The organism is Synergistaceae bacterium (genome assembly GCA_017443945.1).
Lineage (GTDB): Bacteria > Synergistota > Synergistia > Synergistales > Aminobacteriaceae > JAFUXM01.
This window is the reverse complement of sequence record JAFSXS010000021.1, coordinates 21,756-41,157: the sequence shown is the minus strand read 5'-3', so window position 1 is coordinate 41,157 and position 19,402 is coordinate 21,756. Positions and strand designations below refer to the sequence as shown.

22 protein-coding genes and 1 riboswitch are annotated in these 19,402 nt (G+C 41.0%); of the genes, 21 read left to right on the top strand and 1 reads right to left on the bottom strand.

Annotation, left to right across the window (positions count from 1 at the left end; genetic code table 11):
- Nucleotides 1-264: 264 nt before the first annotated feature.
- The 16 genes from IJT21_02735 (at nt 265) to truA (ending at nt 14,574) form a co-directional block, all read left to right on the top strand.
- Nucleotides 265-1,029, top strand: coding sequence for a response regulator transcription factor (locus IJT21_02735; GenBank protein MBQ7577164.1), 765 nt, complete (start codon nt 265-267; stop codon nt 1,027-1,029).
- Nucleotides 1,022-2,314 (top strand): GHKL domain-containing protein, encoded by a 1,293-nt coding sequence (locus tag IJT21_02730; protein MBQ7577163.1) that lies wholly within the window; start codon nt 1,022-1,024, stop codon nt 2,312-2,314. The genes IJT21_02735 and IJT21_02730 overlap by 8 nt, the downstream gene beginning before the upstream one ends.
- Nucleotides 2,315-2,330: 16 nt before the next feature.
- Nucleotides 2,331-2,762, top strand: a complete 432-nt coding sequence (locus IJT21_02725; protein ID MBQ7577162.1) for a hypothetical protein — start codon at nt 2,331-2,333, stop codon at nt 2,760-2,762.
- A 254-nt stretch (nt 2,763-3,016) separates the two neighbouring features.
- The gene (locus IJT21_02720) at nt 3,017-3,523 is read left to right on the top strand and encodes a hypothetical protein (protein ID MBQ7577161.1); all 507 of its coding nucleotides are present in this window, start codon (nt 3,017-3,019) and stop codon (nt 3,521-3,523) included.
- 590 nt (nt 3,524-4,113) lie between these two features.
- Complete coding sequence (locus IJT21_02715; GenBank protein ID MBQ7577160.1) at nt 4,114-4,389, top strand: GH3 auxin-responsive promoter family protein; 276 nt, start codon at nt 4,114-4,116, stop codon at nt 4,387-4,389.
- 5 nt (nt 4,390-4,394) lie between these two features.
- The gene (locus IJT21_02710; GenBank protein ID MBQ7577159.1) at nt 4,395-4,574 is read left to right on the top strand and encodes a hypothetical protein; all 180 of its coding nucleotides are present in this window, start codon (nt 4,395-4,397) and stop codon (nt 4,572-4,574) included.
- A gap of 103 nt (nt 4,575-4,677) precedes the next feature.
- Complete coding sequence (locus tag IJT21_02705) at nt 4,678-4,863, top strand: hypothetical protein (GenBank protein MBQ7577158.1); 186 nt, start codon at nt 4,678-4,680, stop codon at nt 4,861-4,863.
- Nucleotides 4,864-4,867: 4 nt separating this feature from the next.
- A complete protein-coding gene (locus tag IJT21_02700; GenBank protein ID MBQ7577157.1) occupies nt 4,868-5,014 on the top strand; it encodes a hypothetical protein in 147 nt (48 codons plus the stop codon).
- 259 nt (nt 5,015-5,273) lie between these two features.
- Nucleotides 5,274-5,450, top strand: coding sequence for a hypothetical protein (locus IJT21_02695; GenBank protein MBQ7577156.1), 177 nt, complete (start codon nt 5,274-5,276; stop codon nt 5,448-5,450).
- Nucleotides 5,451-5,576: 126 nt separating this feature from the next.
- Nucleotides 5,577-6,146, top strand: a complete 570-nt coding sequence (locus IJT21_02690; protein ID MBQ7577155.1) for a hypothetical protein — start codon at nt 5,577-5,579, stop codon at nt 6,144-6,146.
- 926 nt (nt 6,147-7,072) lie between these two features.
- Nucleotides 7,073-8,815, top strand: coding sequence for an alpha-glucan family phosphorylase (gene glgP / locus IJT21_02685; protein ID MBQ7577154.1), 1,743 nt, complete (start codon nt 7,073-7,075; stop codon nt 8,813-8,815).
- A gap of 32 nt (nt 8,816-8,847) precedes the next feature.
- On the top strand, nt 8,848-10,308 hold the full coding sequence (locus IJT21_02680; protein ID MBQ7577153.1) for a glycogen synthase: 1,461 nt from the start codon (nt 8,848-8,850) through the stop codon (nt 10,306-10,308).
- A gap of 82 nt (nt 10,309-10,390) precedes the next feature.
- Nucleotides 10,391-11,719, top strand: coding sequence for a glucose-1-phosphate adenylyltransferase (gene glgC, locus IJT21_02675; protein MBQ7577152.1), 1,329 nt, complete (start codon nt 10,391-10,393; stop codon nt 11,717-11,719).
- Nucleotides 11,720-11,805: 86 nt separating this feature from the next.
- Nucleotides 11,806-12,846 (top strand): hypothetical protein, encoded by a 1,041-nt coding sequence (locus IJT21_02670; GenBank protein MBQ7577151.1) that lies wholly within the window; start codon nt 11,806-11,808, stop codon nt 12,844-12,846.
- A 6-nt stretch (nt 12,847-12,852) separates the two neighbouring features.
- The gene (locus IJT21_02665) at nt 12,853-13,833 is read left to right on the top strand and encodes a hypothetical protein (protein MBQ7577150.1); all 981 of its coding nucleotides are present in this window, start codon (nt 12,853-12,855) and stop codon (nt 13,831-13,833) included.
- A 6-nt stretch (nt 13,834-13,839) separates the two neighbouring features.
- Nucleotides 13,840-14,574, top strand: coding sequence for a tRNA pseudouridine(38-40) synthase TruA (truA, locus tag IJT21_02660; GenBank protein MBQ7577149.1), 735 nt, complete (start codon nt 13,840-13,842; stop codon nt 14,572-14,574).
- A 117-nt stretch (nt 14,575-14,691) separates the two neighbouring features.
- On the opposite strand, the gene IJT21_02655 is transcribed toward truA, so the two are convergent.
- Nucleotides 14,692-14,895, bottom strand: a complete 204-nt coding sequence (locus tag IJT21_02655; protein MBQ7577148.1) for a cold-shock protein — start codon at nt 14,893-14,895, stop codon at nt 14,692-14,694.
- A 165-nt stretch (nt 14,896-15,060) separates the two neighbouring features.
- Nucleotides 15,061-15,172: riboswitch (TPP riboswitch) on the top strand.
- A 36-nt stretch (nt 15,173-15,208) separates the two neighbouring features.
- Between IJT21_02655 and thiM the strand changes: the two genes are divergently transcribed.
- Genes thiM through IJT21_02630 form a run of 5 tightly spaced genes read left to right on the top strand, consistent with a single transcriptional unit; the run spans nt 15,209 to nt 19,395 of the window.
- A complete protein-coding gene (gene thiM / locus IJT21_02650) occupies nt 15,209-16,024 on the top strand; it encodes a hydroxyethylthiazole kinase (GenBank protein MBQ7577147.1) in 816 nt (271 codons plus the stop codon).
- Nucleotides 16,011-16,649, top strand: coding sequence for a thiamine phosphate synthase (gene thiE / locus IJT21_02645; GenBank protein MBQ7577146.1), 639 nt, complete (start codon nt 16,011-16,013; stop codon nt 16,647-16,649). Before thiM ends, thiE begins: the two co-directional genes overlap by 14 nt.
- The gene (locus tag IJT21_02640) at nt 16,603-17,307 is read left to right on the top strand and encodes an HAD family phosphatase (GenBank protein MBQ7577145.1); all 705 of its coding nucleotides are present in this window, start codon (nt 16,603-16,605) and stop codon (nt 17,305-17,307) included. The genes thiE and IJT21_02640 overlap by 47 nt, the downstream gene beginning before the upstream one ends.
- On the top strand, nt 17,276-18,769 hold the full coding sequence (gene thiD, locus IJT21_02635; protein MBQ7577144.1) for a bifunctional hydroxymethylpyrimidine kinase/phosphomethylpyrimidine kinase: 1,494 nt from the start codon (nt 17,276-17,278) through the stop codon (nt 18,767-18,769). The genes IJT21_02640 and thiD overlap by 32 nt, the downstream gene beginning before the upstream one ends.
- Nucleotides 18,766-19,395, top strand: coding sequence for a thiamine diphosphokinase (locus IJT21_02630; GenBank protein ID MBQ7577143.1), 630 nt, complete (start codon nt 18,766-18,768; stop codon nt 19,393-19,395). The genes thiD and IJT21_02630 overlap by 4 nt, the downstream gene beginning before the upstream one ends.
- Nucleotides 19,396-19,402 lie beyond the last annotated feature (7 nt).

Sequence of the window (19,402 nt, the reverse complement as noted above, 5' to 3'; positions counted from 1 at the left end):
AATTTTTTATCGCTGCAAATGAGGTAAAAGCAAAGTCAGCTGTTCCTGAGACTCACAAAATTTATTCTTCGTTTGTGCTAGGGGGTATTCCACGCGAATAATTAGTAGTTCCCACCCGCCCACCCGTTTAAAGTTTATACCACGCACGTGAAAGGGGGTATGACGCGCAAAAATCTTTTATCCTGCGTAAAAGTCAATCAAGCCTAATTGTAATTTACTCGCGCGAATGAAATAATTTTAGCTCGAAGGGAGGCAGACTCGAACATGAATCTAAATATAGCTCTTGTAGAAGACTCAAAAAGGGACGCAGACAAATTAAGCTCTGTGATTCATAAATTTTTTCTCGCACAGCCCGAATTAGAACGCTCTATAACCCTTTATAACGACGGGGGCGAATTTCTGCGCGCCTTTGAGCCCGAAAAATTTCATATTATATTCATGGACATACTAATGAACGACATTAACGGCATACAAACAGCAGGCCAAGTGAGACTCAATGACTCTAAAGTCTTGATAATTTTCACGACATCATCAAGAGAATTTGCGCTTGAGTCGTTCTTCTCTGCCTCCGTGCCTGTCAGACCATTTGATTATATATTGAAACCTTATGACTCCGAGCGGCTTTGCAGGACTCTCACTGAAGCAGTAAAAATTTTAGAGTCCCCTGATCCCGCGCTTAGTGTCCGAGTCTCCCGAAGCACTTATAATATTCCATTCCGTAAAATTTCGGCGGTTCTATCAAGCAATCACGTTATAGAAATCGTCATGACCGATAATAACTGCTTAATAGCGACAATGACATTTAACGAGATCGAAAATATTTTATTGGCCGACAAAAGATTTTTGCTGTGCAATCGGGGATTAATTATAAACATGGACTCTGTTCGTTCACTCAGCAAGGACAAAGAAGTATTTATCATGAAGACCGGCGACCGTTACCCATTGAGAGTCAGAGGCCGCGCAAAAGTTATAGAAGATTTCACGCAATACCAGATTTCAAGACTTCGAGGCGGCGTGCATTATGAATAATTTGACTCTCCGTTATGCTCTTGAGTTCGCGATAATAATTCCTGCTGCGATATTTGCGTTTCTGCCCGTTCTTGACCGTATAAAATTTGACTCTCTCAAAGTTTACGGGCTTACGGCGTTATTTATTGCGTGCTTTATTACGTCAGGAGCTGTCATAAAATCTAAACTTTTGCATATTCCGGGCCAGCTTGGACTCTTCATAATTTATTATTTCTGCGTTGATATGAGCCTGCACAAAAAATTATTCTGCTTCTTCAATGCTGCGATGTTGTGTGCGGCTTGTCCGTGTTATACAATGCTTTTAGCTGGGCCTATCGAGCTTGCGAACGAGTCCGGCGTATTCATGATTTCGTCGGGAATAATAAATCTTGTTATAGCTTTCATAATGGGAGCTATTTTTTTCGGGACTATGACTCAAAGATTCCCGGTTTTAATCAACGAAGAAAGAATCAATACAGCGTGGAAATATTTATTTATGCTTCCGTTATTCATGACGATATTTAATTACTGGGTAACACCTATAAGCCCTCGCGTTGTAATGACCGGCCGGGTTCGTCAAATTTCTCTGGCATTGGTAGCATTAATTACATCTATGATATTTGCGTTCTATTATATTTTCTGGTGGACGACTTTAAGACTAACGGAGAGCGCAAGACTCCAGCAGGAAAATATTTTATTGCAGCTAGAGAACAAACGCTATAACGAACTTAAAAGCTATATGAATCACTCAAAAATTTTGCGGCACGATTTCAGACAGCATTTACTCGTAATAAATGAGCTTGCTAAATCCGGGAAAATCAGCAACTTATTAGAATATTTGTCGCAATTAAATGACTCATCAGGAGCAAAATATAAAACTTTTTGTCTTAACAGCGCAGTTGATGCAGTTGCTTCACATTATGACTCTATTGCAGGAAGTCAGGACACAAAAATTTTCTGGCGGTTAGAGCTTCCTTCAGTCCTGCCCATAAGAGAGTCAGATTTTTGCGCGGTATTAGGCAATCTCACAGAAAACGCCCTCAAAGCAGTAAAGACTCTCGACACAACCAGACGGCGAATAAATATAAATTCGTCAATGTTGTCTGACTCAATGCTTGCACTGTCAATCGAGAATCCATTTGAAGGCGCAATTAAATTCGGGAAGAACGGCCTGCCCTCGTCATCAAGCGAGAGTCATGGTATCGGTCTTGCCTCCGTGTCAAATATTGTTGAGCGTTACAGAGGTTCGTTAAATATCAGCACGGAGAATGAAATTTTTTCGGCTGGTGCAATATTTTATTTATAATGGGAGGTATTATATTATGAAGCGTTTTGCAGTAGTATTAGCGTTAGTGTTTGCATTTGCGATTTCGGCATTTGCGGCGGATTTCGGAGCATTTACGGCAGATGTTCCGGCAGGTTGGACAGCACAACAGAACGGCTCTACAGCAATTTTTACGAAAGATGACGGCGCAGGTAATATAACAATTACAGTTGACGAGACCGGCGGAGCTACAATCCAGCAGCTTGCAGAGGCATTCGCGGCAGAATTTGCTAAAAGTGGATTCACTGACATTACGACACCGACACAAGATAACGAGGGCGATTACTCGTTTGACATGAAGAATCCCAACGGCGTAGAGAGTCATGCGTTAATTTCCGTTCATGAAAATAGATATATGCTTGTAACGGCGACCGGTGAAGGACTCGAAGACGATTTAGTAAGTATTCTCAGTACACTTGCAATGAAATAAAATCATCACGCATAATTTTTTTTCGCGGGGGAGTCTGTGAAGTGATTCGCGGGCTCTCTCGTTTTTGTTGTGTAAATGCATAAAATAAAACTGTTTTGCGCCAATAAACTGCTAAAAAATTTTATTGCTCTACGTGGGGGAGCCCCTAAAGCCCCTCCCCCTTGCCCCCCTCCCACCCGGAAATTCCGCCATTTTCGCAGATTTATTTATTTTATTGTATAATTACAAAAATTTTCTCGGAGGTGTTAATTATCATGAAGCGTTTTGCAGTAGTATGCGCGTTAGTTCTTGTAATGGCTATCTCAGCGGGGGCTCAGGATTTCGAGAAATATTCTGTTGATGTTCCTGACGGATGGACAGTAGATTCAATTCAGAGTCTTTCTACCATGATATTTATGAAGAATGACAAAATGTCGATGATCTCAATCACTGCCGACAACGCAACGGGAGCAACGGCACAGCAAATGGCTAATGCTCTTTCTGAAGTCTACAAGAAGCAGGGCTACAAGGATATTTCTACACCTGTCAAAGACGAAAACGGTAATTATTCAATCACGATGAAGAATCCCCATGATTTAGCGTCCAAAGCATTTTTTGCCGTACAAAACGGTAAAGACGGCATTATATTAACTGTCGGCTACGAGAACGGCAGAGAAGCAATCACGAAAATTTTAGAGTCTTTCGCGTTCATTGACGGCAGCGAGAGAAAACTTTTAATCCCAACATTAAAGCTTGATAACATAATTGCGGCCATAAATTAATTTTTCGCGCGGGAGTCTGTGAAGTGATTCGCAGGCTCTCTTGTAATCTTCCGCCATAAAACACTTTAATTCACTAATTTAATTGCCTGTCCGTCCTTAACAGCAAAATTGTATAATGCTAACATAATTATAAAGTATAAGGAGCAAATTATCCCGAAATATCAAGTGTCCATAATAACAGAAGTAGAAAAATTACAACGTCATCATTGATATACTTGATACGATAGACACTCCTTCAAGCCCGCGCAATTTAGGATTTCTTGACGGAGACGACAGTTTTACACCCAGCTGTTTGCAGACGACCGCAGAAAAAATGAAGCAGCACTCCGCCCAAATGGTAGTATTTCGCCGTGAATATGTGCTTGCTTCTCTTCTCACTATGTTTGCCTAGAACATGATAAACGCGAAAAATTTAACACTGGTCGACCGTCAAGCAAACAAGGAATATTTATAGCCGTATATTCACAAAATTCCCATGCTCCCAGTCAATAAAATTATGTACGGAACAAGAAGCAAAACTTTTTTACGAAATCTCGTGTGAAGTCATTCTGCACCCTGAAAATTTCGATAAAGGCCATCATACACAATCAATGTGGAACGGTGAAGGGACTCTTCTTGAAATTTTGAGGCATAACAATAATACTGACTATGGGCAGCGTTACTTTTTTGCGGACTTGCAGTCAGCAGAAGGCTATCAAATCAGAGTCCCGTTATCATCTTACAGCACTTATGCTCCATTAATACAATTACAGACTACACAAAAGCATTTAGAGCCGTATGTAAGAGCATTTACCGATATTGTACGCGATTTACCCTGTTTGAAAGTTTGCCTAAGCCTCGTGCTTATAAGGATCGCGGGGTACTAAATTCTTTGTCTGGTGTGATTCTCTCTGAATTTTTCTGGCAGGAGCGCAACACTTTGCATGGGAGTCACGCTAAATTTACTACACCTGAAGAGCTGTTATTTCCCTCTGAGGCATTAGACACTTTATATCTGCGTGTACTTTTTGCGCTGAGAGAGCGTGAAGTTGAGCATAATATCACCGTCTAACATGGGGAATCGTTGAAGCACTGGCCTTCATGGAAAAAAATTTTGAAATCATCTGTAACGATATAGAACGTGGAGAAATTACATTTGCATTGGACGTTGGCGCATGAGAGGACATTTAATCGGCGATAAAGAAAGAGCCGACAAATTAATGCGTGCATTTAGTGCGGGATTCGATTCAAAAGTTTTGTCAAGAGTTTGGCCGAGTCTGAAGAGAATAATAGCTTTCGGTGATGACTCATTCTGTGTTTATACGGACTATTGCGGAAATATACCGGCGGCATTACATTAAATTCATGACATCAGCGGCTCTTGTCGGTCAGTCAGTTAATGTAGGAGACATTTATCAAGCCATAATCAAGACAGCTGACAAATACGGGCTTAATGTTGCAGATTTTGCCTTCTATGCAGATGAACGATTCTTTTGGAACCTATTGAGCTAACGGAATTGCACAACACATCAGCTGAAATTATAGCCGATTCACTTGACACATTTTTGCAGCAGGAGAATAACAATTACGATTCCCACTGTAAAATTTTATGGAATATGCAGCAAACGCATTTGTTGTATCGTGATTTACGCCGTTATCGTGAACAAACCGCACCGTATCAAATAAAGCCTGCACACTTTTTGAATACGCCGGAAATACAAAATAAAATAATGGCCTCAATGACTCACGTGACATAGATGAAATTTTGCGTATGACCGGCTTTGACAAATTACTAATCGTGAAAGAAGTGTCCGTGAAATTGTCTTCACGCCTTGAAGAACTTATACCCCAGTGTGCAGATTTAGCGCGAAATATTCACCGTCTTATGCCAGCTCCGGGAAGTTTTCCGGCGCAATTATTTCAAGACAGCATTAATTTTACAGAATGAGAAGATATGCTCACGGCCTACAGTGAATGGTGTTGTAATCATCCGTTATCATTCATAGTAGCGGGCTTGTTTTGTTACTCTGAAAATATTGCTGTTTGACTGGGCGGCAGTGGTGAAATTGTCGCTTTGTCTGCTGATTATCTGCGGGGAATTTCTCCGGGACTTCCGCTTTTGTTATTTCTTCCTATGCAGGCTGCAATTGTGTCCGTTTTATGTTTCATGGCTGGCATTGGCGGCGGATCGTTTGTTCAAGGCGATACAAATTTTTTCCTCAATCATATTTTGCTTATGACAACACATTTAACGGCTATAGCGTCATTTGCTGTCCTTAACTCGTTGAACAATATTTTTGCACTCACGATGTCCGGCGTTTTTTCCGGAGAGCGCGATAAAGATTCTCTGCAAAGTCTATTAAAAATTTCACTCATTGAAAGTCTGCTTATAACTTTATTAACAGCTGTTATAACTTGCTGGGCAGCCCCCTTTTTTGTGAGTCTATTTATCGTTGAAGACGTAAAAGTTTTTACAGCAGCGGTTACAGCACTTAGAATTTATATTTGGTACTTGCCCTTATACGCTATTTCAGAAATATTATTTGCGAGTCAATGTCCTGAAAATGACTTATATGTCATCATTCTTGGAAAATTTATTATTTGTCTGTCTGCTTGGATTAATTTTCGGCATGGTCTACGGTGATATAGAAGTATGGACAGCCTTTGTTTTGTCAGAAATATTAACAATCGCTAGTTTTGTAATAATTATTGCTCTGCGAAAAAAAAAGCTATGCCCAGAACGATAGACGATTTTATGGCAGATTTTCGGCGGGGAAAAATATTTACAGGTTCGGCGAGTAATATAAATGAGGTCATTAATTTGTCGGAGTCTGCACGATTATTTTTGCTGTACGAGAGTCTATCTTTGTAGCACTCTTAATTGAGGAAATGGGAAAAAATATAATTTAGACGGCCGAAAACATAGCATTGATATATTCATAAAATGGAATGGCTGAAGATTCATCAGGAAGACGATAGAATCAAAAATGTTAGTATACGCACTATTTGCAGCTTGGCGGCCGAGTCAAGGTATTCACGCACATTGGGAGTGAATTATTTATTTTTGCGCGTTGGAGTCTGTTAAGTGATTTGCAGGCTCTCTCGTTTTATTGCTTGTAACTGAATTATCCGCACTTTTTCGCAGACTCTGATGAATCATGATATAATTTTTCCAATAAACTTTTCACGCAATAATTTCATGTCAGAGAGAAATTTTTTACAACTACATTTACAACTACAAAAACGTTAACTCATTTGTGCATTCATAAATATTCACGGAGAAAAAAATTTTTTTATCGCAACAAAAATTTATCATACACTCATTCACAAAAAAATTTTGTATAATTTAACGTGTTCGAGAGGCTGACTCGCGCGGACAAATAAAAATTTATTCACGCATTCATTTTATCGCAAAAATCTTTGTTTTATGAGATAATGACCAGACGAAACTATCAATAATATGATTGACAAAGACGAAATTTTTTGCGTGATAATTGTAGCCGGGAGTAAAAATCTACATCATTTCGCCCGTCTGCTTTTAACAAACCGGAAAGGAGCTAATTAATTTACATGATACAAAGACTACACAGAAGCGATCTCGGAAATTCTCTCCGCACGCTGATGGAAAATGATCCCGCCTTCCGACCTGTAGCCTACTTCTCAATGGAAGTCGGACTAAAAGAGTCGATTCCTACTTATTCCGGAGGACTTGGCGTCTTAGCGGGCGATATTCTCAAGAGTGCCGCTGATCTCGGAGTCCCTATGGCCGGAGTAACGCTCTTATATCGCAAAGGTTATTTTGTTCAAGAATTTAATCAGGACGATTGGCAGAAAGAAAAGCCCGTTGTCTGGGATCCATCGAAAGAATTGACTCTATTACCTAACAGAATATCTATAACGATTCAAGGTCGTGAAATTCAAGTTGGTGTCTGGGTCTATGAGTGCATCGGCGCGACTGGTTATCCGTTACCGATTTATTTCCTTGATACAGATTTCGAGCCTAACCACCCGGATGACAGAAAACTTTGCTGGTATCTCTACGGCGGCGACAATCGTTATAGACTCTGCCAAGAATTTATTTTAGGTGTCGGAGGCTTGAGAATGCTCCGTGCACTTGGCTATATGAATATTGACACGTTCCACCTTAATGAAGGCCACGCAGGATTCTTAACTCTCGAATTAATGCGCGAACTTGGTTATTATGATCCCGACAGAATTCGCGAACAGGTTGTATTTACGACTCATACTCCCGTACCTGCAGGACATGATTATTTCGAGTTTGGATTAATTGATCAGGTCTTCCCCGATGACGCACTCGCAACTATTAGACGCATGATGCCGAATATGCCCGGTGTATCAATGACTGAATTGGGCTTGCGTTACAGCCGTTACGTAAACGGAGTCGCGAAGAAGCACGCAGAAGTAAGTAATGCAATGTTCAATATGGAAACTGTAGACTGGATAACTAACGGCATTCACCCTACAACATGGATAAGTTCAGGAGTCCGCAAACTTTATAATAAGCACATACCCGGTTGGGAATTAGATCCGGGCAGACTCGTTCAGGCTCTGACGATTCCAAAAGAAGAATTATGGGCAGCACATCAGGCTTCAAAGATGAGATTATTTGCAAGAGTCTTAGAGACAAACGGCGTACAGTTAGACCCGAATAAATTGACTCTGGGCTTTGCAAGACGTGCAGCAACATACAAGCGCGCTGATTTATTATTAACTGATGTAGCGAGACTCAAGAAAATTGCAGGCGGTAAAGTACAATTTATTTTCGCGGGCAAATCTCACCCCCACGATGACGGCGGCAAAAAATTATTGCAGAAAATTCGCAAGGCCGGACGTGAATTCGGCGAAGATATTCCAATTATATTTATTGATAATTACAATATGGAAATTGCGTCGCTTTTGACTCAAGGCGTTGACGTTTGGCTCAATACTCCCATGAGACCCAGAGAAGCAAGCGGCACAAGCGGAATGAAATGCGCAATGAACGGCATTATGAATTTCTCAGTGCTTGACGGTTGGTGGATTGAAGGTTGGATCGAAGACGTTACAGGCTGGTCAATCGGCCCGGAACCTACGGAGACTCAGGCAGACGCGCATTATGATGAAAATCTTGACGCAATAGATCTCTACGAAAAATTAGAGAAAAAAGTTATCCCCACGTACTACAATAATCATGACAAGTGGGTTGATATGATGAGGCATACTATCGCCCTTGACGCAAGTTTCTTCAACACACACAGAGTCGTCAGAGAGTATGCAGCAAAAGCGTATTCTATCGACTTCAGGGGCATGTAATTTTTGCAGTGAAAGGAATGTAATAGTAGTAAATGGCTGTTAAAAACGGTAGTGGAATAAAAGTTTTATTTGTATCGACAGAGCTTGCACCCTTCTCGAAGGTCGGCGGGCTTGGCGATGTGGCGGGTTCTCTGCCTAAAGCATTATGTCAGGCGGGCGTTGATGTAAGAGTTGTTACTCCTGCATGGCCCGGAGTTCTTGAAAGAGTCGCGGCTTCAGGCGTTAAGACAACAACAATGAGAAAAAAAGTTTACGCGGCTTACGATTGGCGCATTCATTCAGCAGAAATAATCAAAGCTGATGTCAACGGCGTAACTACATATTTTCTCAAAGCTGAGGATTATTCGGGCGATATGTACCCGTCGCAATTAAATTTCTGGACTGCTTCACCGTTTGCTGTTTTTTGTATGCAGGCATTAGAGCTGAAGGACGTTATTGACTGGGTGCCCGATATTTATCACTGCCACGACTGGACGAGCGCTTTTCTTCCGTGTGCTTTAGCTTGGCATAGACACTACCGGCAGACCGGCGAGAAAAGCATCATGACTCTTCACAATGTCGCCTATCAGGGAATATTTGAACCCTCGCCATTCTTGGAAGCGTCCGGACTCGAACCTTGGAGCTTTAGTTCGTCAACGATGGAATTTTACGGACAAATTAATTTGCTCAAAGGCGGAATCGTGGCAGCAACAGCAGTAAGCACAGTATCACCGACTTATGCGAATGAGATTCAGACTTATGAGTCAACGCGTGAATTATCCGGGATTCTCTATCAGCAGCGCAGCAAATTACGAGGCATAATTAACGGACTTGATACTAAATTCTGGGATCCTAACGGCGATAAAGCAATCCCCGCAAAATTTTCAGTAAAGGATCTCAAGGGTAAAGCAGCCTGCAAGAGGGAATTATTGAAGCGTGCAGGATTTGACGAGAACACAGACGCTCCTGTTATTGTGTGCGTGAGTAGACTCGTTGAGCAAAAAGGCTTTGACATGGTATTTAATGCAGCACATCAGATCGCAGAGACCGGCGCAAAATTATTGATTCTTGGTTCCGGCCAGGACTGGATCGAAAACGGAATTATGCAGGCAGCAGAAGCTAACCCCGGCAGCATTAAATTATTCAAAGGTTATGACGAGCCTTTATCGCACTTAATGTACGCGGGCGGAGATATTTTCTTGATGCCGTCAGTATTTGAACCTTGCGGATTGTCGCAGATGATTTCAATGCGTTATGGTACTGTACCTGTTGTGCGTGAGGTTGGCGGTCTTCGTGATACAGTTTTTGACGTTGACAGACCCGAAGGCGGGAACGGCTTTACTTTCTTAACCTGCGATGTTGACGGAATGATGTGGGCATTGAGGCGCGCTATCGAACGTTATTACAACAAAGACGCATGGCAGAAAATAATGCTCGAAGGAATGAGCGAAGATTTCACATGGAACAAATCAGCCGGTTTATATAGAGCAATGTACGAGGATTTAATGCAGTAAATAAATTATGTGAAAAAATGCCTCTTGTGAAGAAATTTTTTACAGGGGGCGTTGCTATAAATTATGAAGGAGGTTTAATTTCATGTACACAGGCAAACACGGAAGAGTGTTAGGCATCGTTCTCGCAGGAGGCAAGGGCGAGCGATTAATGCCGCTTACACGTTATCGCGCAAAGCCTGCAGTTTACTTCGCCGCAAAGTATCGTATCATTGATTTTGCACTCTCCAATTTAATTAACAGCGGGATTTATTCCGTTTACGTCTTAACCCAGTTCAAGAGTCAGTCTTTGAGCGAGCATATCGAACGCGGCTGGCAGTTCGGCGGAGCAATGAGGGGTCGTGATTTCTTCGTTACGACGATACCGGCGCAGATGTGGAGCGGTGAACACTGGTTCCAAGGCACAGCAGACGCAGTTTATCAGGCTTTGCACATGATTACGCGTTACAGGGCTGATAGAGTCTGTATCTTTGCCGCAGATCATATTTACAAAATGGACGTTGATCAAATGATCGCGTGGCACATGGCGCAGCACGCAGATGTAACAATCGCAGCTAATGTCGTACCGGTCGAAGAAGCGAATCAATTCGGCTGTATCAAGACAGACAGCAAAGGCCGCATACTTGAGTTCATGGAGAAGCCAAAGAATCCGCCCGAAATTCCCGACAAGCCCGGCTATAGTTATGTATCAATGGGCAATTACGTTTTTGAGCGCAAAGTACTTGAAGACTCACTCACTCAGGACGCAATGAAGGAAGAAACTAGCCACGATTTCGGAAAAGACATTATCCCCGATCTTGTAGCACACGGCATGAAAGTATGTGCTTATGACTTCTCGACGAACGTTTTGCCGCACCCAAGCGCAGAGACAGAATTAATACATCAGTGGAGAACTGATAAACCCTATTGGCGCGACGTAGGGACTCTTTATGCTTATTGGCAGGCTCATATGGAATTAATCGGACACGAGTCAGAAATGACGCTTTATAATCCAATGTGGCCGATTCGCACTGTGTCTTATGGTGATCCGCCTTCATATTGTTATCCTGACAGCGGCCACCCTTGTAATATTAATCGAGTCATGTTATCAGAAGGCAGCAGGATTTTCGGCGCAGATGTGTCTAATTCAGTTCTCGCGAGAAATTGTCTCGTTCAGGCTGGAAGCGTCGTCGAACAAAGTATCATCGGCCATGATGTTGTAATCGGCAAAAATTGCAGAATCAAACGCGCAATAATTGACGGTCATAATATTATCCCGGACGGCACTGTAATAGGCGAGGATCCGGAACTTGACGCGAAAAATTATTACGTCGACCCGAAATCCGGAATTGTCGTCGCAGGCGTGCCCAAAGAATTATATTTAACCGGCGCTGACTCACTTGAAGAGGCTCAGAGCTGGGACACAATGGGCTAACAAAAAATTTTATGAGATTCGCGGGCATCTTCGGGAGAAAAAATTTTTTCCGAGGGTGCTTTATTTATTTGTAAGGAGGTAAAAATTTGTTTAGGTCAATCAAATCAAGAATTAAGGCAAAATTATTGCATATACTCGACGAAGCTCATTATAAATATATCGGGTTCACACCGTTTTATAACAGGTATCATGACATAAATTCAAATTATCCGGAAATATATAATTCATGCGGAGAAAAAATGAAAGTTTTCTTTATATCTGACAGTGATTTTGCGCACGATCCTTATCATATATCTTGGTCTAGGTCCCCGCATTATTTTATATGGGACAGATATAATTACGGCCTCAAGACGCATTTTTATAGCAGGGAGCTTGCATTTAAACCTGTAGGCAGTCCTGATAAAAAATTTGCAGTCTTAATCGAGTCAAAAGCTATAGCACCGAAAATTTACGCTGAATACTTGCGCGAAAAAAGTTATTTCGAGAACAATTTTGACGCTGTATTTACTTATGATTATGACATCCTCAGCAGTATAAATAATGCAAAATTTGCACCGTTTTGCGCCTGTTTCTGGTATGGGAAGATTGATAAAAGCGTTAAACTTTTACGGGATAATTATTTGCACAAGGATAAAAATATTTCGATTCTCTCGTCTGATAAAGAATTTTGCGAGCTGCATAGACTGCGAAAGGTTTTAGCGTTCAAGTGCAGAAATGAAAAACTTGCGGATGCTTACGGGACATTTGCAGATTCTACGGAGGGGGGGGGGGGATACGTTCAGCCGGAACGAACTCTGGAAAAATATAGATATTCGATCATAATCGAAAACGATATAACGCCGTATTTCTTCACGGAAAAAATTACAAATTGTTTTGCTGCCGAGACTATACCAATTTATTTGGGCGCGACGGAAATTCATAAATTTTTCAATCCCGACGGAATAATAACTATTTCAATAAACGATCTCGACAATCTGGAAAAAGTTTTACAGCAATGCACACCAGCTGAATATGAACGCAGACTCCCGGCCGTACTTGACAATTTCGAGCGTGTAAAGCAATATTCTCAAATATGGGACTGGGTATATATAAACTGTCTGAAAGAATATTTTGCTGAGGAGGAATAAATTAATTTGTCGTTATTGTCAGAGATTGAGAAGTTCACGAGAAAATATTTATATTTCACGCCTTATTACAACCGCAAAGACCCGATGAGCTCCGAACCGCCGGAAATTTATAACTCTCACGGTGAAAAATTGCATGTATTTTTTCTGTCTGACGATTCGTCGGCGCATGACCCATATTCAGGACGAGAGCCGCAATATATTTACTGGGACAGATATAATTTTGCGCTGAAGACTCATTTTTACAGCCATGATGAAGCATTTAATCTCGTCGGCAGTCCTGATAAAAGATTCGCGATGTTAATAGAGTCACGTGCAATTAAGCCCGAATTTTACAAGAAATATTTGCGCGAGAAAAAATATTTTGAGAACGAATTTGATTTAATCTTCACATTTGACAGTGAAATACTTGAGAAGATAAATAATGCCCGTCTTGTGCCGTTCGGTGCTAATTACTGGTACGGGGAAGTTGACAAGAGCGTTAAACTTTCACGGGATAATTATTTGCACAAGGATAAAAATATTTCGATTCTCTCGTCTTACAAGAAATCATGTGAACTACATTTACTGCGGAAGGCTTTAGCGTTCAAATGCAGGGATGAAGGGCTTGCAGACGCTTACGGGACATTTGACGGGGGGGCATTAGTTCCGCCTGAAATAACTTTACAGAAATATAGATATTCAATCATAATCGAGAATGACATAACGCCTTATTTCTTCACGGAAAAAATTACAAATTGTTTTGCTGCCGAGACTATACCCGTTTATTTGGGTGCGACAGAGATTCATAAATTCTTCAATCCCGACGGAATAATAAATATTTCAGTCAAGGACGCAGAAAATATCGAAAAAGTTTTACAGCAATGCACACCAGCTGAATATGAACGCAGACTCCCGGCCGTACTTGATAATTTCGAGCGCGTTAAAGAATTTCGTAACATGAATGATTATATGTTCGCGAAGTATCTAAAAAATTTCTATGTAAATTAATAAATCATGAAATACGCCGCAAAAGTAAGCTATATCGGGAAAAATTATTCAGGGTGGCAAATTCAGCCGGATTCTTTAAGCATTCAGGAAATAATCGAGAAGGCTCTAACAAAAATTGCAGGCCATGACGTAAAAATAACCGGTGCAGGACGTACAGACAAAGGCGTTAACGCGTGGGGACAAATTGCATCGTTTAATATCGATAAAATTTTTCTGCCCGATAAATTGAGACTCGCAATAAATTTCTATCTCCCTGAAGATATTAGAATCATGAAAATTTTCACTGTTCCTGACGATTTCAACGCCCGCAGAAGTGCATCATCACGAGAATATAAATATTTTATCTATCATGGCCAAGTCTGTCCGCCGGTGTTAAATAATTTCGCATGGTGGCGCAAAGGAAAAAAATGGAATCTCGATTTAGCCCGCAAAGCATGTGAATTAATTCAAGGCCGGCACGATTTCAGAGCGTTTTGCAGAAAAGGTGAATGCCCCGAAGACTCATACAGGACTATTGACAAATTGAGGCTTCGTCAGCGCGGAAATTTATCTATTATCAGCGTTAAAGCTCAATCATTCTTAACAAACATGGTGCGCATAATTGTAGGCAATATTAACGAAGTCGCATTACAAAAAAGGCCGTTGACTTGGCTTGAAGATTTATTGCAGGGAGGAGAACGAAACGACTCATCAATGACTGTTCCTGCGTGCGGTTTATGGTTCTGGAGAGTTAATTATTAGACAGTGCAAAAAAATAATGAGGGTCTTGCATTCACAGGATCCCTCATAAATTGTGTCAAAGTGATTTCATCTGCTGCCTTTATCGAAGTTTCGCGGTATTGCAGGAGACTGACTACTTTAAGACAGCTTCACAACGTTAGCAGCCTGAGGACCTTTCTCTCCGTTGACGATGTCGAATGAAACTTTTTGTCCCTCGTTGAGAGTCTTGAATCCCTCTCCCTGAATTGCGCTGTAGTGAACAAATACGTCTTTGCCTTCGTCAGCAGTAATAAAGCCGTAGCCTTTGCTCTCGTTAAACCACTTTACGGTACCCTGTGCCATGAAAAAAAAGCCTCCTGATAAATAATAAAAAAAGTATTTCTTGCCCGTTTGGGCGTGATGGTGTTAATTTACAGTTTTTATCGTATTCTGTCAAGCGCAAAATAATTCAGATAAAATTTTTTCTTGCATATAAAATATTTTCAGGCGTATAATTTGCTCATATAATCAATTTTTAATGGGAGCTTGTATTACAGGCTGAGAGGGAATATTTTTCATTCCGACCATAATAACCTGATCCGGATAATGCCGGCGTAGGGAACTTCACGAGTCAGAGTCTAAATGCCAGCCCCAAATCTTTAAGGAGGAAAATATTTTGTCGTTCGGAACTTGTTTAAATAATGTGCGTGAGAAATCACCCCTTATTCATAATATAACGAATTATGTTACTGTAAACGATGTAGCTAATGTATTGCTTGCTTGCGGAGGCAGTCCAATAATGGCCGATGAACCCGATGACGCAGTAGAAATTACAGCCATTTGCAACGGATTAAATATTAATATCGGGACTCTTAATTCACGCACAATTACGAGCATGTTCAAAGCAGGTATTAAAGCATTTGAGCTCGGACACGTTTTATTACTCGATCCCGTCGGAGCAGGTGCAAGCAGCTTGAGAACTCATACAGCTATAAGACTCATGAAGGAAATAAAATTTGATGTCATTCGGGGTAATGCGTCAGAAATTAAGACTCTCGCTTCAGGTTCAGGCACAACTCACGGTGTTGACGCTGACAAGGCCGACTCTGTTAGTGATTCAAATCTTGATTTCATGATTAATTTCGTGAAAAATTTTGCTGACTCGTCAAAATCTATTATCGCATTGACAGGAGCTATTGATTTAGTTGCTGATTCGTCAAAATGTTATGTCATCCGCAACGGGCGCGCAGAAATGGGACGAATCACCGGCACAGGGTGTCAATTATCGGGAATGATGACAGCTTTTATCGCCGCAAATCCTGATAACAAATTAGAAGCCTCAGCCGCCGCCGTTTCTGCAATGGGACTCGCAGGTGAATTAGCATTTAAACAGGGAGTCGGAAATTCTACATATCGCAATAATATTATTGACGCAATTTATAACATGACAGGTGAAGAACTTGACAGAGGCGCAAAATATGAAGTTAGATAGAAAAAATTTAGTTCTTTATGCCGTTACAGATAGATATTGGCTTAATGGCCGTAAATTGTATGACGACGTGAAAGAAGCGATTTTGGGAGGTGCGACTCTGGTTCAACTGCGCGAAAAAAATTTATCTCATGAAGAATTTAAACGTGAAGCAATAGAGATTCAAGCACTCTGCAAAGATTTTCATATACCGTTTATCATAAATGATGATGTAGAGCTGGCGCAGGAAATCAACGCAGACGGGATTCACGTGGGACAAAGCGATATGGAGGCCGGCAACGTACGCGCTTTAATCGGTCATGACAAAATTTTGGGCGTTTCTGTCAGGACACCCGAAGAAGCAATTATCGCCGAGTCAAAAGGTGCTGACTATCTCGGAGCAGGAGCAGTTTTTCACACGGGGTCAAAATCTGACGCGGTCGACATCACTCACGAGGCATTGACGCAAATTTGTTCGTCCGTAAAAATTCCTGTTGTAGCTATCGGAGGCATAACAGCACAAAATTTAATCGAGCTTAAGGACTCAGGAATCGCCGGTGTTGCAGTGATAAGCGCAATTTTTGCACAGGAAAATATCAGAGATGCAGCCAAGAATTTACGCTCATTATCGGAGAAATATTTTGCTTGATTCCCGCATTAAAGCAATAATCTTTGACGCTGACGGGGTATTATTAGACTCTATGCACATTTGGCAGGAGTTAGGCGCAAGATATTTAGAGTCGCTCGACATTCAGCCGGAAAAAAATTTAGCTGAGATTCTTTATCCCATGAGTCTCGAACAAAGCAGCTTATATTTGCGTGATAAATATAATTTGCCGTTTACAGTCAGTGAGATAAAATCAGGTGTCTTGCAGATAATAGAAAATTTTTATCGTTATGAAGTGAATCTCAAGCCGGGAGTCAAAAAATTTCTTGAGTCTCATAATATCCCGAAAGTTATAGCTACATCGGGCGACAGAAATTTATTAACTGCTGCATTAGTTCGTAACGAGATAAATAATTTTTTCGCGAAAATCTTTACTTGCTCGGAGCTCAACACGGACAAGCACAAGCCTAAAATTTTTATGGAGTGTGCAAAATTTTTGAATCTCGAACCGGCAAAAATCGCAGTATTTGAGGATTCTTTATTTGCACTCAAGACGGCCAAGTCAGCAGGTTTTATTATTGCGGGAGTAGAGGACAATTCTAATTTACACAAGCGCATGGAAATAATGAAAATTTCAGATTATTATATTCAGGAGGGCTATATATTTCATGAAGACAGCTTTAACAATCGCAGGCAGTGACTCATCAGGAGGAGCAGGAATCCAAGCTGATATTAAAACTATGACAGTGAACGGCGTTTTTGCAATGAGCGCAATTACTGCATTAACGGCGCAAAATACTTTAGGCGTTACAGGGATTCTCGAATCTTCGCCGGATTTCTTGAATAAGCAGTTAGACGCAATTTTTACGGACATTTTTCCGGACGCAGTGAAAATCGGCATGGTCTCAAGTTCGCAATTAATTCACGTTATCGCCGAGTCTCTGAAGAAATATCAAGCGCGCAATATCGTCGTAGATCCCGTCATGGTAGCAACAAGCGGCGCAAAATTAATTAATGACAATGCAATAAAGACTCTCGCAGATGAATTACTACCACTAGCAGCAATCATAACGCCTAATATTCCGGAAGCTGAAATTTTGTCGGGCATGAAGATTAATAACGAGTCTGACATGATTCAAGCGGCTGAAAAAATTAATGACTCATTCGGTTGTGCAGTGTTACTCAAGGGCGGACACGCAATTAATGACGCAAATGACTTATTATGCACCGGCAAAGGCTTATATAAATGGTATTACGGCAAAAGAATCAACACGACTAACACTCACGGGACGGGCTGCACACTTTCAAGCGCAATAGCAGCAAACCTCGCAAAAAATTTCACCCTCGATGAATCCGTAAGGCTTGCGAAAAATTATATTTCCGGCGCACTAGGGGCAATGTTGAATCTCGGTAAGGGCTGCGGGCCTATGAATCACGCATTTAATATTTCTAACAGGTTTGCTCATAAGTACGGGACTGCTTTTACTGTCAGGAATAACTATAAAAATTTGCTCGAACGTTTAAGAGATTCAGTCTCTGATTTCTGGCCTGAATATAATAATCATCCGTTTGTGAAGGGACTTGAGACCGGCAATTTACCTCCCGAAAAATTCAAGCACTATATCATTCAGGACTATATGTATTTGAACGAGTATTCAAAAGTTTTCGCGCTCGGTGTCGCAAAGGCAAAATCACTTGAGACTATGCAGTTATTCTCAAATGTTATTCAGGCTATAGCAAATGTAGAACTCGATATTCACAAAGGCTACATGGGCAAATTAGGCGTTACTCAGGAAGAAATTGACTCGACTCCGCGAACAATCGAGAATCTTTCTTATACGTCATATATGCTGCGAGTCGCTTATGAAGAGGGCGAACCGGAAATTTTAGCGGCGATTCTTTCCTGTGCGTTAAGTTATGAGGACATCGCAAAAACTATCGTGAAGAATAACCCTGACTCAGTAAATCATGCTTTATATGGGAACTGGATTAAATGTTATTTAGGTGAAGAATATTGCGCGACTAATAAAATTTTAATCAACGCAATCGAGAAGGCCGCCAAAGATTATAACGAACAGCAATTGAATCACTTGGCCGAAATCTTTAGAAATTGTTCGCTCTATGAAATGGGATTCTGGGACATGGGAGACGCTTATAAATGAGTCGCTGCGTAATAGTAGGCGGTGCAGAGATAAAAAATTATGCTCTGATTCGTAAATATTTGCTTCCTGACGACTATTTTATTTATTGCGACTGCGGACTAAAGCACGTTGACTCGCTGGGATTTGCACCTGATTTAATTATCGGTGATTTTGACTCGCACTCCAAGCCCGAAAATTTGAATAATGTCATAGTCCTTCCCGTAATAAAAGATGACACAGACTCAATTTTTGCCGTCAAAGAAGCAATTAAACGGGGCTATGAAAATTTTTTATTAATCGGCGTTACAGGCGGAAGACTCGATCACACTTTAGGGAACATTTACGCGCTCATGATGTTAAAGAACGCAGGCAGGCACGCAATTATTATAGACGATTACTCAGAGAGCGAATTAATTTCATCAGGTGAACGAGTCAGAGTCAAATATGGCTGTAAATTTTTTTCGCTGATAAATATTTCAGGAACAGCAAAGGGAATTGACATCAAGAACGCAAAATATAATCTCGACAACGCCGAAATTTTTCCTGAATATCAATACGGAATAAGCAACGAAGTATTAAGCCCTGACACTGACGCAGAAATTTTTTTACGCGAAGGAAATTTATTGTTGATTCGTGTTCGTCATTAACGGAAAA

Excerpts from the sequence above, each read along its gene's own strand:
- IJT21_02695 (MBQ7577156.1), top strand. The coding sequence starts at position 5,274 with ATGACCGGCTTTGACAAATTACTAATCGTGAAAGAAGTGTCCGTGAAA.
- IJT21_02630 (MBQ7577143.1), top strand. The coding sequence starts at position 18,766 with ATGAGTCGCTGCGTAATAGTAGGCGGTGCAGAGATAAAAAATTATGCT.
- IJT21_02715 (MBQ7577160.1), top strand. The coding sequence starts at position 4,114 with ATGTGGAACGGTGAAGGGACTCTTCTTGAAATTTTGAGGCATAACAAT.
- IJT21_02735 (MBQ7577164.1), top strand. The coding sequence starts at position 265 with ATGAATCTAAATATAGCTCTTGTAGAAGACTCAAAAAGGGACGCAGAC.
- IJT21_02705 (MBQ7577158.1), top strand. The coding sequence starts at position 4,678 with ATGAGAGGACATTTAATCGGCGATAAAGAAAGAGCCGACAAATTAATG.
- thiD (MBQ7577144.1), top strand. The coding sequence starts at position 17,276 with ATGAAGACAGCTTTAACAATCGCAGGCAGTGACTCATCAGGAGGAGCA.
- IJT21_02730 (MBQ7577163.1), top strand. The coding sequence starts at position 1,022 with ATGAATAATTTGACTCTCCGTTATGCTCTTGAGTTCGCGATAATAATT.
- IJT21_02640 (MBQ7577145.1), top strand. The coding sequence starts at position 16,603 with ATGCAGCCAAGAATTTACGCTCATTATCGGAGAAATATTTTGCTTGAT.
- IJT21_02655 (MBQ7577148.1), bottom strand. The coding sequence starts at position 14,895 with ATGGCACAGGGTACCGTAAAGTGGTTTAACGAGAGCAAAGGCTACGGC.
- truA (MBQ7577149.1), top strand. The coding sequence starts at position 13,840 with ATGAAATACGCCGCAAAAGTAAGCTATATCGGGAAAAATTATTCAGGG.
- IJT21_02725 (MBQ7577162.1), top strand. The coding sequence starts at position 2,331 with ATGAAGCGTTTTGCAGTAGTATTAGCGTTAGTGTTTGCATTTGCGATT.
- IJT21_02720 (MBQ7577161.1), top strand. The coding sequence starts at position 3,017 with ATGAAGCGTTTTGCAGTAGTATGCGCGTTAGTTCTTGTAATGGCTATC.
- thiE (MBQ7577146.1), top strand. The coding sequence starts at position 16,011 with ATGAAGTTAGATAGAAAAAATTTAGTTCTTTATGCCGTTACAGATAGA.
- glgC (MBQ7577152.1), top strand. The coding sequence starts at position 10,391 with ATGTACACAGGCAAACACGGAAGAGTGTTAGGCATCGTTCTCGCAGGA.
- IJT21_02700 (MBQ7577157.1), top strand. The coding sequence starts at position 4,868 with ATGACATCAGCGGCTCTTGTCGGTCAGTCAGTTAATGTAGGAGACATT.
- IJT21_02680 (MBQ7577153.1), top strand. The coding sequence starts at position 8,848 with ATGGCTGTTAAAAACGGTAGTGGAATAAAAGTTTTATTTGTATCGACA.
- glgP (MBQ7577154.1), top strand. The coding sequence starts at position 7,073 with ATGATACAAAGACTACACAGAAGCGATCTCGGAAATTCTCTCCGCACG.